The 14481-nt window shown below is 61.7% G+C and carries 15 protein-coding genes; 10 read left to right on the forward strand and 5 right to left on the reverse strand.

Going from position 1 to position 14481, the window contains the following annotated elements:
- Positions 1-11: 11 nt before the first annotated feature.
- Entirely contained in the window at positions 12-1214 is a 1203-nt protein-coding gene (locus K3762_RS13000) for a pyridoxal phosphate-dependent aminotransferase (protein ID WP_260009774.1), read from the forward strand.
- 9 nt (positions 1215-1223) lie between these two features.
- The gene (locus K3762_RS13005; RefSeq protein ID WP_132445182.1) at positions 1224-1625 is read left to right on the forward strand and encodes a hypothetical protein; all 402 of its coding nucleotides are present in this window, start codon (positions 1224-1226) and stop codon (positions 1623-1625) included.
- A 3-nt stretch (positions 1626-1628) separates the two neighbouring features.
- Here the strand turns inward: K3762_RS13005 and K3762_RS13010 are convergent, their stop codons facing one another.
- Positions 1629-2984 carry an MATE family efflux transporter gene (locus tag K3762_RS13010; protein ID WP_132445184.1) on the reverse strand — a complete coding sequence of 452 codons (1356 nt, stop codon included), beginning with the start codon at positions 2982-2984 and terminating at the stop codon, positions 1629-1631.
- 148 nt (positions 2985-3132) lie between these two features.
- Between K3762_RS13010 and K3762_RS13015 the strand changes: the two genes are divergently transcribed.
- From K3762_RS13015 to K3762_RS13040, 6 genes are all read left to right on the forward strand, one after another.
- Positions 3133-4020, forward strand: coding sequence for an alpha/beta fold hydrolase (locus K3762_RS13015; RefSeq protein ID WP_260009778.1), 888 nt, complete (start codon positions 3133-3135; stop codon positions 4018-4020).
- 47 nt (positions 4021-4067) lie between these two features.
- Positions 4068-4316: a hypothetical protein gene (locus K3762_RS13020; RefSeq protein WP_132445188.1), complete on the forward strand. Its 249-nt coding sequence runs from the start codon at positions 4068-4070 to the stop codon at positions 4314-4316.
- Positions 4313-4690, forward strand: a complete 378-nt coding sequence (locus K3762_RS13025) for a type II toxin-antitoxin system death-on-curing family toxin (RefSeq protein WP_132445190.1) — start codon at positions 4313-4315, stop codon at positions 4688-4690. Before K3762_RS13020 ends, K3762_RS13025 begins: the two co-directional genes overlap by 4 nt.
- Positions 4691-4786: 96 nt before the next feature.
- A complete protein-coding gene (gene parE / locus K3762_RS13030; protein ID WP_132445192.1) occupies positions 4787-6742 on the forward strand; it encodes a DNA topoisomerase IV subunit B in 1956 nt (651 codons plus the stop codon).
- Positions 6739-7710 (forward strand): MrcB family domain-containing protein, encoded by a 972-nt coding sequence (locus tag K3762_RS13035; RefSeq protein ID WP_132445194.1) that lies wholly within the window; start codon positions 6739-6741, stop codon positions 7708-7710. The genes parE and K3762_RS13035 overlap by 4 nt, the downstream gene beginning before the upstream one ends.
- Before the next feature lie 147 nt (positions 7711-7857).
- Entirely contained in the window at positions 7858-8535 is a 678-nt protein-coding gene (locus K3762_RS13040; RefSeq protein ID WP_132445196.1) for a hypothetical protein, read from the forward strand.
- A 12-nt stretch (positions 8536-8547) separates the two neighbouring features.
- Here the strand turns inward: K3762_RS13040 and K3762_RS13045 are convergent, their stop codons facing one another.
- Genes K3762_RS13045 through proS form a run of 4 tightly spaced genes read right to left on the reverse strand, consistent with a single transcriptional unit; the run spans position 8548 to position 12429 of the window.
- Entirely contained in the window at positions 8548-9231 is a 684-nt protein-coding gene (locus tag K3762_RS13045; protein WP_132445198.1) for an ABC transporter ATP-binding protein, read from the reverse strand.
- Positions 9224-10519: a lipoprotein-releasing ABC transporter permease subunit gene (locus tag K3762_RS13050; protein WP_260009785.1), complete on the reverse strand. Its 1296-nt coding sequence runs from the start codon at positions 10517-10519 to the stop codon at positions 9224-9226. The genes K3762_RS13045 and K3762_RS13050 overlap by 8 nt, the downstream gene beginning before the upstream one ends.
- Positions 10520-10573: 54 nt before the next feature.
- Positions 10574-11080, reverse strand: coding sequence for a DUF2937 family protein (locus K3762_RS13055; RefSeq protein WP_120351533.1), 507 nt, complete (start codon positions 11078-11080; stop codon positions 10574-10576).
- A gap of 8 nt (positions 11081-11088) precedes the next feature.
- Entirely contained in the window at positions 11089-12429 is a 1341-nt protein-coding gene (gene proS / locus K3762_RS13060; protein ID WP_093926792.1) for a proline--tRNA ligase, read from the reverse strand.
- Between the two features lie 244 nt (positions 12430-12673).
- On the opposite strand from proS, the gene K3762_RS13065 reads away from it, so the two are divergent.
- Together K3762_RS13065 and K3762_RS13070 are read left to right on the forward strand one after the other, a co-directional pair.
- On the forward strand, positions 12674-13756 hold the full coding sequence (locus tag K3762_RS13065; RefSeq protein WP_067937490.1) for an AI-2E family transporter: 1083 nt from the start codon (positions 12674-12676) through the stop codon (positions 13754-13756).
- 1 nt (position 13757) lies between these two features.
- On the forward strand, positions 13758-14438 hold the full coding sequence (locus K3762_RS13070) for an HdaA/DnaA family protein (RefSeq protein WP_120351536.1): 681 nt from the start codon (positions 13758-13760) through the stop codon (positions 14436-14438).
- Positions 14439-14481: the final 43 nt, after the last annotated feature.

The following is a 14481-nucleotide window of genomic DNA, read 5'->3' on the forward strand; positions in this document are numbered from 1 at the left end:
CCGAGGCTGAAATGGAACTGCTGTCCGCGACCCTTGATCGGGTCAAACCGTCGCCCACCATCGCCGTCACCACCAAGGCGGCAGAACTCAAGGCCGCGGGGCGCGATATTATCGCACTTGGCGCGGGCGAGCCGGACTTTGACACGCCGCAGAATATCAAGGACGCCGCCGTCGCCGCGATCAACGCAGGCAAGACGAAATACACCCCCGTCGATGGCATCCCCGAGTTGAAACAGGCGATCTGCGCCAAGTTCAAACGCGACAACGGGCTGGATTACACGCCCGCACAGGTCAGCGTCGGGACGGGCGGCAAACAGATCCTTTATAACGCGCTGATGGCAACCATGAACCCCGGCGAAGAAGTCGTGATCCCCGCGCCCTATTGGGTCAGCTATCCCGATATGGTGCTGCTCGCAGGCGGCACACCGGTGATCGCGCCCGCCACGCTTGAGAATAACTTCAAGCTGACGCCGGAAGCGCTGGAAGAGGCGATCACGCCCAAAACCAAATGGTTCATCTTCAACTCGCCCTCGAACCCTACCGGGGCGGGCTATAGCCGCGACGAGTTGAAGGCGCTGACCGATGTGCTGATGCGCCACTCGCATGTCTGGGTGATGACCGACGATATGTACGAGCACCTCGCCTATGACGGTTTCGCGTTCTGCACCCCGGCCGAGGTGGAACCCGCGCTTTACGACCGCACGCTGACGGTCAACGGCGTCTCGAAAGCCTACGCTATGACCGGCTGGCGCATCGGCTATGCCGCAGGCCCGGAAAAGCTGATCGGCGCAATGCGCAAAATCCAGTCGCAAAGCACGTCGAACCCCTGCTCGGTCAGCCAGTGGGCCGCGGTTGAGGCACTGAACGGCACGCAGGATTACATCGCTGAGAACAACGAGATGTTCGTGCGCCGCCGCAATCTGGTGGTCGAGATGCTCTCGGCCATTGAGGGCATCACCTGCCCGACGCCCGAGGGGGCGTTCTACGTCTACCCTTCCATCGCGGGGCTGATCGGTAAGACCTCGGCGGCGGGCACCAAGATCTCGGATGATGAGACCTTTGCCACCGCGCTGCTTGAGGAAACCGGCGTGGCGGTCGTCTTTGGCGCGGCCTTCGGTCTTTCGCCGAATTTCCGCGTCAGCTACGCTACTTCTGACGAGGCGTTGAAAGAGGCATGCACCCGCATCCAAACCTTCTGTGCCGGGCTGACGTAAAGGCGAACCATGGCAGGCGATCTTCCCGACTATTACTTCAGGGTCCGCGAGAATGGCGCGGCGGTGTTTCGGCTGGATGCCGCAAACCGCCAGCGCCGGATCGAGATGGAGCAGATCGCCGTCGTCAACATCCGCAACGGTGAGGTAAAGCCCCATGGGCAGCACCATCTGACCGAAGCCGATAAGTCCGAGATCGCCCGCTGGACAAAGGCGCGCCGCGAAACCCTTGCCGCACGGGAGATTGACGACATCCGCCGCGCGGTGGATCACCTGAACCTCACCACGCAATGGGCACAATCGCGCGCCACGGATGCCGAGTTGGATGCGGTGACGGATGACTTGTTGTTGGCAATGCATGATCTGCGCAGCACGCTCGTGCGCAAAAAAGCGGATCGGATGGATCGGAGCTGAGGGTTACCCGGCCAGTGACTTGACCGTGACGCCCCAGAACCGCGCGTTGAGCAGCAGCCCCGCAACGCCCAGCCCGGCCACCAGACCGGCCCAAATGCCCATCGCTCCGAACCCCAGCGTGAAGCCAAGGAAATAGGAGCAGGGCATGCCGACCACCCAATAGCTGATCGCGGCCATCACCATCGGGATCTTGGTATCCTGCACCCCGCGCAGCAGGCCAAGCGCCACCACCTGCGCCCCGTCGACCAGTTGAAACAGCGCGGCCATGACCAGAAGGCCGGTGCCAATGGCAAGGATTTCGACCCGCGCAGGCTCGTCCTCTTGCATGAAAACCGAGATCAGCGGCTCGGGCCAGCCCACAAAACCGACCATGGTGATCAGGGCAAAGACCAGCGACAGGACCGTGACAATCACCGCGCCGCGCTTCATATGCGGCACGTCGCGGCGGCCATAGGCATTGCCCGCACGGATCGTGGCGACGTTGCTCAGCCCCAGATGCACCATGAAGGTCAGAGAGGCGAGCTGGATCGCAATCCCATGCGCCGCCAGCGGGATCGTCCCCAGCCAGCCCATCATCAACGAAGAGGCCGCAAACAGGCCAACTTCGCTCAGCGTGGTCAGGCCAATCGGTAGCCCCAACGTAAAGACCCGCACCAGCATCTGGGTATCGACCCGCCAGAGCCGCACGAACAGACTGTGTTGCGGCAGGGCGATCAGCACATAGATCACCACCCCGATAAGCGAAACGCATTGCGTCGTGACCGAGGCCACGGCAGCGCCCATCACACCAAGCTCCGGCGCGCCCCAATTGCCAAAGATCAGCGCGTAGTTCGCCATCGCATTGATCACGGCAGCCAGCAGGGTGATCCATAGCACGACCTGAGTCCGCTCCAAGGCAGCAAGGTAGGATTTCAGCACCATCACCAGCAGCGCAGGCACGATGCCCCAGCCTGCGACTTTGAGGTAATCACCCGCCGTATCGGCAAGGTTGGGCCCCTGTCCCAGCAGGTCCAGCACCGCAGGCGACCATATCATCGCGGGCAGCGCGATCATCGCAAAACCCACCGACAGCCACAGCCCCATGCGCGTGGCGCGGCGCAGGCCAATCTCGTCACCCTCGGCGTCATAGGCGGCCACCAACGGCATCACCGCCATGGCAAAGCCCGAGCCAAAGATGAACAGCACGAAGAAATAGGTACTGCCCAGAACAACCGCCGCCAGCGCCTCGACCGAATACCAGCCCAGCATGACCGTATCGGTCACCCCGATGGCCATCTGTGCCAGATGTCCGCCGATCAGCGGCAGGCCAAGCGTCAGGATCGCCCGGACGTGATTGCGGTTGGTCATTACTTTGGTCATGGGCCAGCCTTACGCCGGGCCGCTGCAAAGGGAAAGTCCGGTTTTTGCGCTCTATCATAGGGTTGCGGGGCTTTGTTGCCCTGATTTTGCCATGAATTCCTTGCGTCTGCGGCCCTGAGCGGCAAAGCTGATGGCAGGAGGGCTCGCGATGGAAGCAACACGGACCGAAACCCGCCGCGTGAATGGTCAGGAGATTTTCATACGCCATTGGGGCGATGAGAACCTGCCGCCGCTGCTCATGCTCCATGGCTTTCCCGAATATGGCGGCGCATGGCACGATCTGGCCCCGCTGCTTTGCCAGCACTTCCATTGCATCGCCCCCGACCAGCGCGGCTATGGCCAAAGCAGCGCGCCCGAAGGGATCGAACCCTACGCGATGGCGCATCTTATGGCCGATATGGCCGCGTTGATCGGCGACAGGCCGGTGACAGTTTTGGCGCATGATTGGGGCGCTTCGGTGGGATACGCATTGGCGATGTTTCGACCCGAGTTGGTGGCCCGGCTGATCATTCTCAACGGCGTGCATCCCGTGCCTTTTCAGCGTGCCATGGCCGCAGGCGGTGCGCAGTCGAGCGCCTCGCAATATATCAACGCGCTGCGCGCCGAAGGCAGCGCGGTGAGGCTGGCCAAAGATGACTTCGCCGGGCTGCTAAAGCTCTTTTCGGCGCATATGGACCTGAGTTGGCTGACGGCAGAGCGGCTTGAGGATTACCGCGCGGAATGGGGGCGTCCGGGGCGGCTGAGGGCGATGATCAACTGGTATCGCGCCTCCCCCCTGCAGGTTGCGGCGCCCGGCAAGCCCCTGCGCGACCTGCCAGAATTCCCGGTTGAACGTTTGCGCGTGAACTGCCCGCATCTGCTGATCTGGGGGGCCGAGGATACCGCCCTTTTGCCCGAAGCCACCGCGGGGCTGGAAACCTTCGCGCCAGACCTTACCCGTATTGAGATAGAAGGCGCGGACCACTGGTTGCACCACCAAAAGCCATCAGTTGTGGCAAAGGCGATCCTTGATTGGTGCAGGACGCGGCCCTTGTAAAATGCGCAACAAAATGTATATTGAGATGTGTATTCAGGAGCCACGCCATGACCCGCATCCATACCAACCACATCGCCACCATGACCGAAATGCGCGAACCGCATAAGGTGTTGGAACGCTCTGGCGGCAGACCCGTGGCGGTGATGAAGAACTCACGCTGTGTGGGGTATTTCGTACCCGCCGAGGCGACCCTGCAGGAGGAGCCGCGCGTGGCCACGCTGGATGAGGTGATGGAGAGCATTGCCCGCAGAAAGCACATCAACCAGCCGGTTCTGGACTATCTCAAAGATAAATGACCTATGTGCTGCTTTCACCTGACCTCGTCGTCAGGATCCACGATTCTGCGTTAAACCCCGGCGAGCTAGCCGGCATGACCTTGGACAAATCACTCGAAGGAGCGCTGGCACGGGTCGACAACCGACTGGTCTACGGCATGTTCGAAGATGTCTTTGACCTCGCTGCGGCTTATTGCGTGGCGGTTGCCACGGGGCATGTCTTCAACGACGCGAACAAGCGAACCGCGCATCTCGTTCTCGATATCTGTCTTGATCTCAATGGGGTGCAACTTGACCACGACACCGTCGAGGCAGGCGACCTGATCCGCGAAGTGGCCCAAGGCCGCATCGACGAAGAGACCCTTGCTGATTGGCTGCGCGCCAAAGCCAGCTGACCCGGTTAAATCCACCCAACAAGACAAACCCGCGATTGCCCCCGGCGCGCGGGGCTGTCAAAATGGCCCCCACCCACAAACAAAGAGCAGGCCCGCATGACCGATCTTCTTTCCGGCCAGGAACCCACCGAATACGATGCCTCCTCCATCGAAGTGCTGGAGGGGCTGGAGCCTGTCCGCAAGCGCCCCGGCATGTATATCGGCGGCACAGATGAACGCGCTCTGCACCACCTTGTGGCCGAAGTGCTCGACAACTCGATGGACGAAGCGGTGGCGGGCCATGCCAACCGGATCGAGGTGGAGCTGAACGCCGATTATTCGGTCACCATTCGCGACAACGGCCGCGGCATCCCGATCGACCCGCACCCGAAGTTTCCCGACAAATCCGCGCTTGAAGTAATCCTCTGCACGCTGCACGCGGGCGGCAAGTTCTCGGGCAAAGCCTATCAGACCTCGGGCGGTCTGCACGGGGTTGGTGCATCCGTAGTCAACGCGCTGTCGGATTCGATGGTGGTGCAGGTCGCGCGGAACCGCGAACTGTTCGAACAACGCTTCTCCCGCGGGATCCCGCAAGGCCCGGTGGAGAAGATCGGCGCGGCGCCCAACCGGCGCGGCACCACGGTGACTTTCCACGCGGATGAGCAGATTTTCGGCGCCCACCGTTTCAAACCCGCCCGCCTGCTCAAGATGGTCCGGTCCAAAGCCTATCTGTTCTCCGGCGTCGAAATCCGCTGGAAATCTGAGATTGAAGACGGCGACACGCCGATGGAGGCGACTTTTCACTTCCCCGGCGGTCTGGCTGATTACCTGCGCGAAACACTTGGCAAATCAACCACCTATGCCGAAAACCCCTTTGCCGGAACGGTCGAGTTCCAAGAACGCTTTGGCGTGCCGGGCAAGGTCGAATGGGCGATCAACTGGACGCCCGCGCGTGACGGCTTCATCCAGTCCTACTGTAACACCGTGCCCACGCCCGAGGGCGGCACTCACGAAGGCGGCTTCTGGGCTGCGATCCTCAAAGGCATCCGCGCTTATGGCGAATTGGCGAACAACCGCAAGGCCAAGGACATCACCCGCGACGACCTGATCACCGGAGGCTGCGCGCTGGTATCTTGCTTTATCCGCGAGCCGGAATTCGTGGGCCAGACCAAGGACCGTCTGGCCACAACCGAAGCCGCGCGTCTGGTTGAGAACGCCGTGCGCGACCACTTTGATAACTGGCTGGCGGCGGACACGAAATCCGCCGGTGCCATCCTCGATTTCCTCGTCCTGCGCGCCGAGGAACGGATGCGCCGCAAGCAAGAGAAGGAAACCGCCCGTAAATCCGCCACCAAGAAGTTGCGCCTGCCCGGCAAGCTCACCGATTGCACCAGCAAGACCCGCGAAGGCACCGAGTTGTTCATCGTCGAGGGCGACTCGGCGGGTGGCTCTGGCAAGGGCGCGCGCAACCGCAATACGCAGGCGCTGCTGCCGCTCAAGGGTAAGATCCTGAACGTGCTGGGCGCGGCCTCAAGCAAGCTCACAACCAACGCCGAGATCAACGACCTTTGCGAGGCGCTTGGCGTTGGCATGGGCACGAAATTCAACCTCGACGATCTGCGCTATGACAAGATCATCATCATGACCGACGCCGACGTCGATGGCGCGCATATCGCGTCATTGTTGATGACGTTTTTCTTCACCCAGATGCGCCCGCTGATTGATTCAGGGCATTTGTACCTGGCCTGCCCGCCGCTGTTCCGTCTGACCCAAGGGGCCAAGCGGGTCTATTGCTTGGATGAAGCTGAGAAAAACATGTGGCTGGAGAAGGGCTTGGGCGGCAAAGGCAAGATTGATGTGAGCCGGTTTAAAGGTCTGGGCGAGATGGACGCGAAGGACCTGAAAGAGACCACCATGGACCCCGCCACCCGCAAGCTGATCCGCGTAACCGTGGATGAGGACGTGCCGGGCGAGACCGGGGATTTGGTGGAGCGGCTGATGGGGAAGAAGCCGGAGATGCGGTTTGAGTATATTCAGCAGAATGCGCAGTTTGTGGAGGAGTTGGATGTTTGAGTAGGCTCTATGAGATGCTCGCTTCGACTGCCGAGGGATACGCATACGAGCGCGCAAAGCCATTTGCAGGAAGTGAATTTGGAAATTTTGTCCGGCACGACTTGGCCTTAGAAGCTAAGAAACGGCTTATTTTTCTACCCTACGACTTAACCGTAAAGGCGAGCGTCGGCGCTGGAAAATGGGCCGGGGTACCCTGGCTAGGATTTTTTGATCCGCTCATTACGAAAAGCGCTACCAATGGGTTTTACGTCGTTTATCTCATAAATGCGCAAACGCGTGATATTTATCTCTCGCTGAATCAGGGTACGACAGCCGTCTATCAAGAGTTTGGTGAAACACGCGGTCGCAAAGTTCTCGAACGACGTGCCTTAGATATCCGCGAACGAGTTTCTGATTTCGCGAATAATTTTGACATTTCACCAATCGATTTGGGCTCCGATGAATCATTACCTAGCGGCTACGCTGCCGGGCATTCATTTGGCCGGCGCTATAGTCCCGAAGTTATCGACGAGGACATGTTCGATAGCGATTTCGAGCAGATGCTTGCTGCCTATGAAGCGCTAATCGATCGCGGAGGAACTACACCTACAGATGTACTTCGTGACGACGCGGACAGCACTTCCATCGAAGAAGTGAGAAAGTATAGCCTATCAAAAAGAATCGAGAGAGCGGCGGGAGTGCGAAAGGCCGTGCTTCAGAGGCGCAATGCGGTTTGCGAAGGTTGTGGTTTCGACCCCGAAGTCCACATGAAATATTCCGGTCCGCCCGAAAAAACGCCCCTCGACGTGCACCATACGTCTCCCGTCAATTGGTTGGCGGAGGGCGAAAGTAGGCGCTACAAAATTCCGGACGATTTCTATGTGCTCTGCCCAACTTGCCATAGAATGATACACAAACAGAGTGATCCATCGGATTTGGACTATCTCCGGGACAGCATACAGTTCGTCCATAAATTTAAGCCGAAATAGTGGCGCCCTCCCCGGGGAGGGCGCACATGCGTGCCCCCACGGCTTGCGCCGCCCTCCGGGCTGAGGTCGGGCGCGGCCCTACCGTTTCGCACCCAGCCCAAATCTTTCCCCTTGATCCGCCGCCCCCACCGGTCCTAACTCCCCCCCATGATCCGCGCCCTCCTCCTTCTCCTACTCCTCACCGCCTGCGGTCGTCCGCTGACGGAGAACGAGCGCGCCTATCTCTCCACCATCCACGGCAGTTCCGTCGACTACGACCGCGTGCGCTTGCACGACGGGGCCCCGACCCGCGCCGTTACCTTCACCCGCAAGCCGCGCCCGCGCACCACCTGCCGCGAGCGCATCCTGCCGCCGCAGGAAGGTGACACCGTGACCTCCAAACCCGCCGCCGTGGCCCTGTGGAACAACCTGCTTTTCGACAAGGATTGGTACCTCGACGACTACCTGCCCGATCACCCTGACCGCATCGGCCTGATCGCCGCGATGCTGCTCGCGCATGAGATCACCCATGTCTGGCAATGGCAGAACCGTAAGCTCACCGGTTACTCACCACTGCGCGCGGCCTCAGAGCAGTTCACCAGCCCCGATCCCTATCTTTTCGAGGTCGACACGCAGCCGCGCTTCCTCGATTTCGGCTACGAGCAGCAGGGTTCTATCGTTGAGGAATTTGTCTGCTGTCGTGCGCTGGACCCGCAAGCGCCGCGCACAAAGCGGTTGCACGACATGTTGTCCGAAGCCATGCCCGTCGCCCCCCTGCCCCAAAGTCGCGCCCATGATGTGCGTCTGCCTTGGGACGGGGTCGAGCTGGACAATATCTGCGGCTAGATCAGGCCCGGCTCAGACCGGCACCAATTGCCCAGCCTCAAGACGGATCTGACGGTCCATCCGCGCAGCCAGTTCGAGGTTATGCGTGGCAATCACCGCCGAAAGCCCGGTGCCGCGCACCAGCGCCATCAGTGCTGCAAACACCTGATCCGAGGTCGAGGGGTCGAGGTTACCCGTCGGCTCATCCGCCAGCAACAGACGCGGCTCGTTGGCCAGCGCCCGACAGAAGGCCACCCGCTGCTGCTCACCGCCAGACATAGCGGCGGGGCGGTGATCCGCGCGCTCGGCAATGCCCACCTGTGCCAGTAGATCACGCGCCCGCGCCTCGGCCGGCTTGCGGGCCACGCCATTGGCAAGCTGCGGCAGCACGATGTTTTCCAGCGCGGTGAATTCGGGCAGTAGGTGGTGGAATTGATAGATAAATCCCACATCCGCCCGGCGCACCCCGGTGCGCTTGCGGTCGCTCTGCCCCGTGAGGTCATCGCCCGCGATCTCAACCGTGCCGCTGTCAGCCGCGTCCAGCAGCCCCGCGATGTGCAGCAGCGTCGACTTGCCCGCACCCGAAGGGGCGACCAGTGCCACGACTTCACCGGGGGCGACCGTCAGGTCTATGCCGCGTAGCACCTGCACCTCGTTGGGCTTGCCGGGGTTGTAGGCCTTTGAAATGCCGCTCAGGCGCAGGACGGGATCATTCATAGCGCAGGGCCTCCACAGGGTTCATCCGCGCCGCACGGCGGGCGGGGAAAATCGTCACGACAAAGCTAAGGCCAAGCGACAGCCCCACGGCGGAGAGCACATCGCCCAGTTGCAGTTTCGCGGGCAGGAAATAGATGCCGCGGATCGACGCATCCCAAGCATTGCCGCCGCTGAGGTAGTTCACGAAGGCGAAAATCTGGTCGACGTAGATCGCAAAGAGCACGCCCAGCACCACGCCCGCGGCGGTGCCGATGATCCCCGTGAACGCGCCGCAGATAAAGAACACCCGCAGCACCGAGCCCTCAGACAGCCCCATGGTGCGCAGAATGCCAATGTCGCGGCCCTTGTTCTTGACCAGCATGATCAGCCCCGAGACGATGTTCATCGCGGCGATCAACACCAACACCGAGAGGATCACGAACATCACCCGGTCCTCGATATCCAGCGCCGAAAGGAACGAGCCGGACGCATCGCGCCATGTCCAGACCTGCGCCCGATCCCCCGCCGCCTGCATCAATGCCCGCGCCATGGCGTCAACGCTCTCGGGGTCTTCGACCATAACCTCCAACTCATCCGCGACGCCCTCGCGGTTGAAAAAGCTCTGCGCCTCGGCGATCGGCAGATAGACACGTGTCTTATCAATATCATAGCGACCGGCTGAGAAGATATAGACCACTTCATAACCGTTCACCCGCGGGCTGGTGCCAAAGGCGGTTTTCACCCCATTGGGCGAGATTAGCTTGATCGTATCGCCCACCTGCACGCCCAAAGACTGCGCCACGCCGCTGCCGATGGCGATGCCCTCTTCAAACCGACCGATGTCACCGAAAGAGCGCTCGGAAGGCTGGATGCCGGGGATGGTCATCAGATCATCAGACGCGATGCCAAAGACCTCAACGCCTGCGTTGGACTGCCGCCGGTTCGCCATGACCTGCTGGCGCACCAAGGGGGCCACGCGGGTCACGCCGGGCACTTTTGCAACCTCGGCGGCCATCTCAGTATAGTTGGCGATGGTGCGGTCGATCTGGCCAGTCTCTTGAACCTCGCCCATCGTGTAGACCGTGACATGGGCGTTGGCGCCAAGGATCGTGTCGACAAATTCGGCGCGAAACCCTGAGCGAACCGACAGTGTGGCGATCAGCGCAAAGACCGCAAGCGTGATGCCGATCAGGCTGATCCACGTCATCACGCTCACCCCGCCCTCGGCGCGGCGGGCGCGCAAATAGCGCCAAGCGATCATCCATTCAAAGGCCGCGAATGGGGCGGTTCGGGTGGGCTTACTGGCCATCGGGGAGGGCTCCGGTCTGAGGTGCGCGCAACGTGAGCCTTTGCCTCAGAAGGGTCAAGAACGCAATGCCCGGCGGCGGCGGAAGCGCGCGGGCCATGTGGGCAGCCACAAAAGGAACCGGCTAAAAACGGCCCCTCCGATGAACCCCAAAACGGCAAAGATAAATTCCGCACGGCTGCGCGGGGCGGAGGGCGAAAAGGCACGCACGGTTTCGCGCAGGGCGTCAGCATCCGGCGCATGCAGCAGATAATAGCTGCGCAAGAACGGGCCTGCTGCGCTAAGGGGCGGCAATTCCGCCTCCAGTGTCGCGTGACGCTCAATATTGCGGATCAGGTCAATGCGGCGACGCTCCAAAAGGGCCGAGCCACGCAGCCGCGCCAGAGCGGCCTTTCTGTCTAGCCCGACAATTTCGGCCGCACGGTCGAAATCCGCCACCACTTGCGAAAGCCTGCGTTCTGCGGCCTCTAGCTCAAACACATAGGCCCGGGAAAACCCCGGGCCTTGCGCCGCAATCCCTGCCCCTATGATCCCACCGGCCAATGTCAGCGCCCGCAGGATCATCGGCGACCTCAGGCAATACCGGCGTAGATTTTCGCCAGCTTTTCGACCGCCTGCTCTGGCGGCAGCTCTTCGCTTTCACCCGTACGGCGGCTGGTCAACTCAACCACACCATTCTTCAGCCCGCGTGGCCCAACGGTGATGCGCCACGGCAGACCGATCAGATCCATCGTCGCAAATTTCATACCCGCCCCGCCCTTGCGGTCGTCGTAAAGCGGATCGAGACCCAGCGCTTTGAGGCTCTTATAAAGCGCGTCGCAGGCTGCATCGGCCTCATCATCGCCTTGCTTGAGGTTCACGATCCCGGCGTGGAAGGGCGTCACGCCCTCAGGCCAGATGATGCCCTTGTCGTCGTGGCTGGCCTCAATGATCGCGCCCAACAGGCGGCTGACGCCGATGCCGTGGCTGCCCATATGCACCGGCACTTGCTTGCCGTCCGGGCCTTGGACCTTGGCGTTCATCGCGTCGGAGTATTTCGTGCCGAAGTAGAAAATCTGCCCCACTTCGATGCCGCGCGCGGTGCGCTGGCGTTCTTCGGGCACCTTGGCGAAAAGCTCGGGGTCGTGGGTCTCATCGGTGCGGGCGTAGCGCGAGGTGAACTCATCCAGCACAGCGCGGCAGGCGTCGTGATCGCTGGGGTCAATCTCGCGGTCGCCAAAGGTCAGATCGGTGATCTCGCTGTCATAGAAGACCTCCGACTCGCCCGTTTCGGCCAGCACGAGGAATTCATGCGTGTCATCGCCGCCGATGGGGCCGGAATCAGCACGCATCGGGATCGCTTGCAAGCCCATCCGCTCATAGGTGCGCAGGTAGCTCACCAGATGGCGGTTGTAAGCGTGCAGCGCGTCCTCTTTGGTGAGGTCGAAGTTATAGCCATCTTTCATCAGGAACTCGCGGCCCCGCATCACGCCGAAACGCGGGCGGATCTCGTCGCGGAACTTCCATTGAATGTGATAGAGCGTCAGCGGCAGGTCTTTGTAAGAGCCGACATGGCTGCGGAAGATGTCGGTGATCATCTCCTCATTGGTGGGACCATAGAGCATGTCGCGGTCTTGGCGGTCGCGGATGCGCAGCATCTCGGGGCCGTAGGCGTCATAGCGGCCCGATTCCTTCCACAGATCCGCCGATTGCAGCGTCGGCATCAGCATCGGGATATGGCCCACGCGCTGCTGCTCTTGGTGCACGATCTCTTCGACCTTGCGCAGCACCTTGTAGCCCAACGGCAGCCAAGAATAGATCCCCGCGCTGGATTGCTTGATCATCCCCGCCCGCAGCATCAACCGGTGGCTGACGATCTGCGCCTCGGCAGGGTTTTCCTTCAGCACGGGCAGAAAATATTGGGACAGACGCATGGTGTTTCCTCATTGAGCGAATTGCCCCCTGACTAGTGCATGTCAGGAGGCGAGACAATCACATCGCACGGCAGCGCGAGAGCTTGGCCGCCCGCGGCGCACAGCGCCCATCTCTCGAGCGGCCTGTGCACAACGGACAGCGTGCTGCTGCGATGGCCGCCCGATCTCCCCCAAGTTAAGCAGCCAAGACTTGAAACGAAACGCCACATGGGCGATGTGAGAACATTCCCTGCCGGAGAGCATCATGGCCCTGCCAATCCGAGACCAATTGAAATACTGGGGCATCGCTGCGGCGGTGTTCATGGTGGCATTGTGGTTCATGGGCGACGTGCTGCTGCCCTTCCTGCTCGGCGGGGCGATTGCCTATTTCCTTGATCCGGTGGCCGACCGGCTGGAGCGTCTGGGGCTGAGCCGTGTGATGGCCACCGCGCTGATCACCGTGGCGGCTCTTTTGATCTTCGTGCTGATGGCGCTTTTGGTCATCCCGACGCTAGTGAACCAAACCGTCAACTTGATCGAGACCGCGCCCAAGGTCACTCGCAATTTCACCGATTTCATCACCGACCGTTTCCCCTCGCTGTTGGACGACGATTCGACGCTGCGCACCTCGCTGACCACCTTGGGCACGACGATCCAAGAACGCGGTGGTGAGCTGTTCCAAACCGCACTGGCCTCCTTTGCCTCGCTGATCAACATCCTGCTCTTGTTCGTCATCGTGCCCGTGGTCGCCGTCTACCTGCTGCTCGACTGGGACCGCATGGTTGCCGCCATTGACCGGCTGCTGCCGCGCGACCATGCGCCGACGATCCGGCAATTGGCGCGGGAGATCGACGCGACGCTCGCCTCTTTCGTGCGTGGCATGGGCACGGTCTGCCTGATCCTTGGCACCTATTACGCCGTGGCGCTGATGCTGGTGGGGCTACAGTTCGGCCTCGTCGTCGGTTTCGTGGCCGGTTTGGTCACTTTCATCCCTTACCTTGGCGCATTGATCGGTGGGGCGCTGGCGATCGGGCTGGCGCTGTTCCAATTCTGGGGCGATTGGGTGTCGATCGGGCTGGTGGCTGGCATCTTTGTGCTGGGCCAGATCGTCGAGGGCAATCTGCTGACACCAAAACTCGTCGGCAACTCCGTCGGGCTGCATCCGGTCTGGCTGCTGCTGGCGCTGTCGGTCTTCGGCACGCTTTTCGGCTTCGTCGGCCTGCTGGTCGCGGTGCCCGTGGCCGCCGCCATCGGGGTGATCGCGCGTTTCGCCACGGCGCGCTACCGTGAAAGCGTGCTCTACAAAGGCCGCGAGCCTGAAACGACCGTCGACGAGGACATTCGCTGACATGGCCCACCAACTCGGGTTGAACCTGCCCAGCCGGACGGCTCTGGGCCGCGACGCATTCTTTGTCGCCCCCTCCAACGCCATGGCGATGGCGATGATCGACGGCTGGCGCGGTTGGGCGGGCGGCAAGCTGGCGCTGACCGGGCCACAAGGCTCGGGCAAGACGCATCTGACGCATGTTTGGGCGGACCTGTCGGGCGCCCGCATCATCAGTGCTGCCGACCTGCTGGAGGCCGACATTCCCGCCCTCGCCCGCGGCCCCCTCGCCGTCGAAGATGTCCATCTGATCGCCGGGAACGCAGAAGCGCAAACGGCCCTGTTTCACCTGCACAACCTCGTACTGGCCGAGGGTCAGGCGCTCTTGCTCACCGGCACGGGGCCGGTGGCCCATTGGGGGCTGACGCTGCCCGATCTGGTCAGCCGGATGCGCGGCGCCACGATGGTCGAAATGGAAGCCCCCGATGACGCGCTGCTCTCGGCCCTGCTGGTCAAGCTGCTGGCCGACCGGCAGTTGACGCCGAAACCGGAACTGATCAACTACCTGATGACCCGGATGGATCGTTCCTTTGCCGCTGCCATCGCGCTGGTCGACCGGCTGGATGCCGCCAGCCTTGCGCAGAAGCGCCCGTTGACCCGCGCACTGGCCGCGCAGGTGCTGGACATCGCCCCGCCCCGCGCGTGATACTGGAATAATTAACGCAAGCCTTCGCAAACCCGTTACATTC

Origin of the sequence: Sulfitobacter sp. W074, from assembly GCF_025142275.1 — a bacterium.
In the GTDB taxonomy this organism is placed as follows: domain Bacteria; phylum Pseudomonadota; class Alphaproteobacteria; order Rhodobacterales; family Rhodobacteraceae; genus Sulfitobacter; species Sulfitobacter profundi.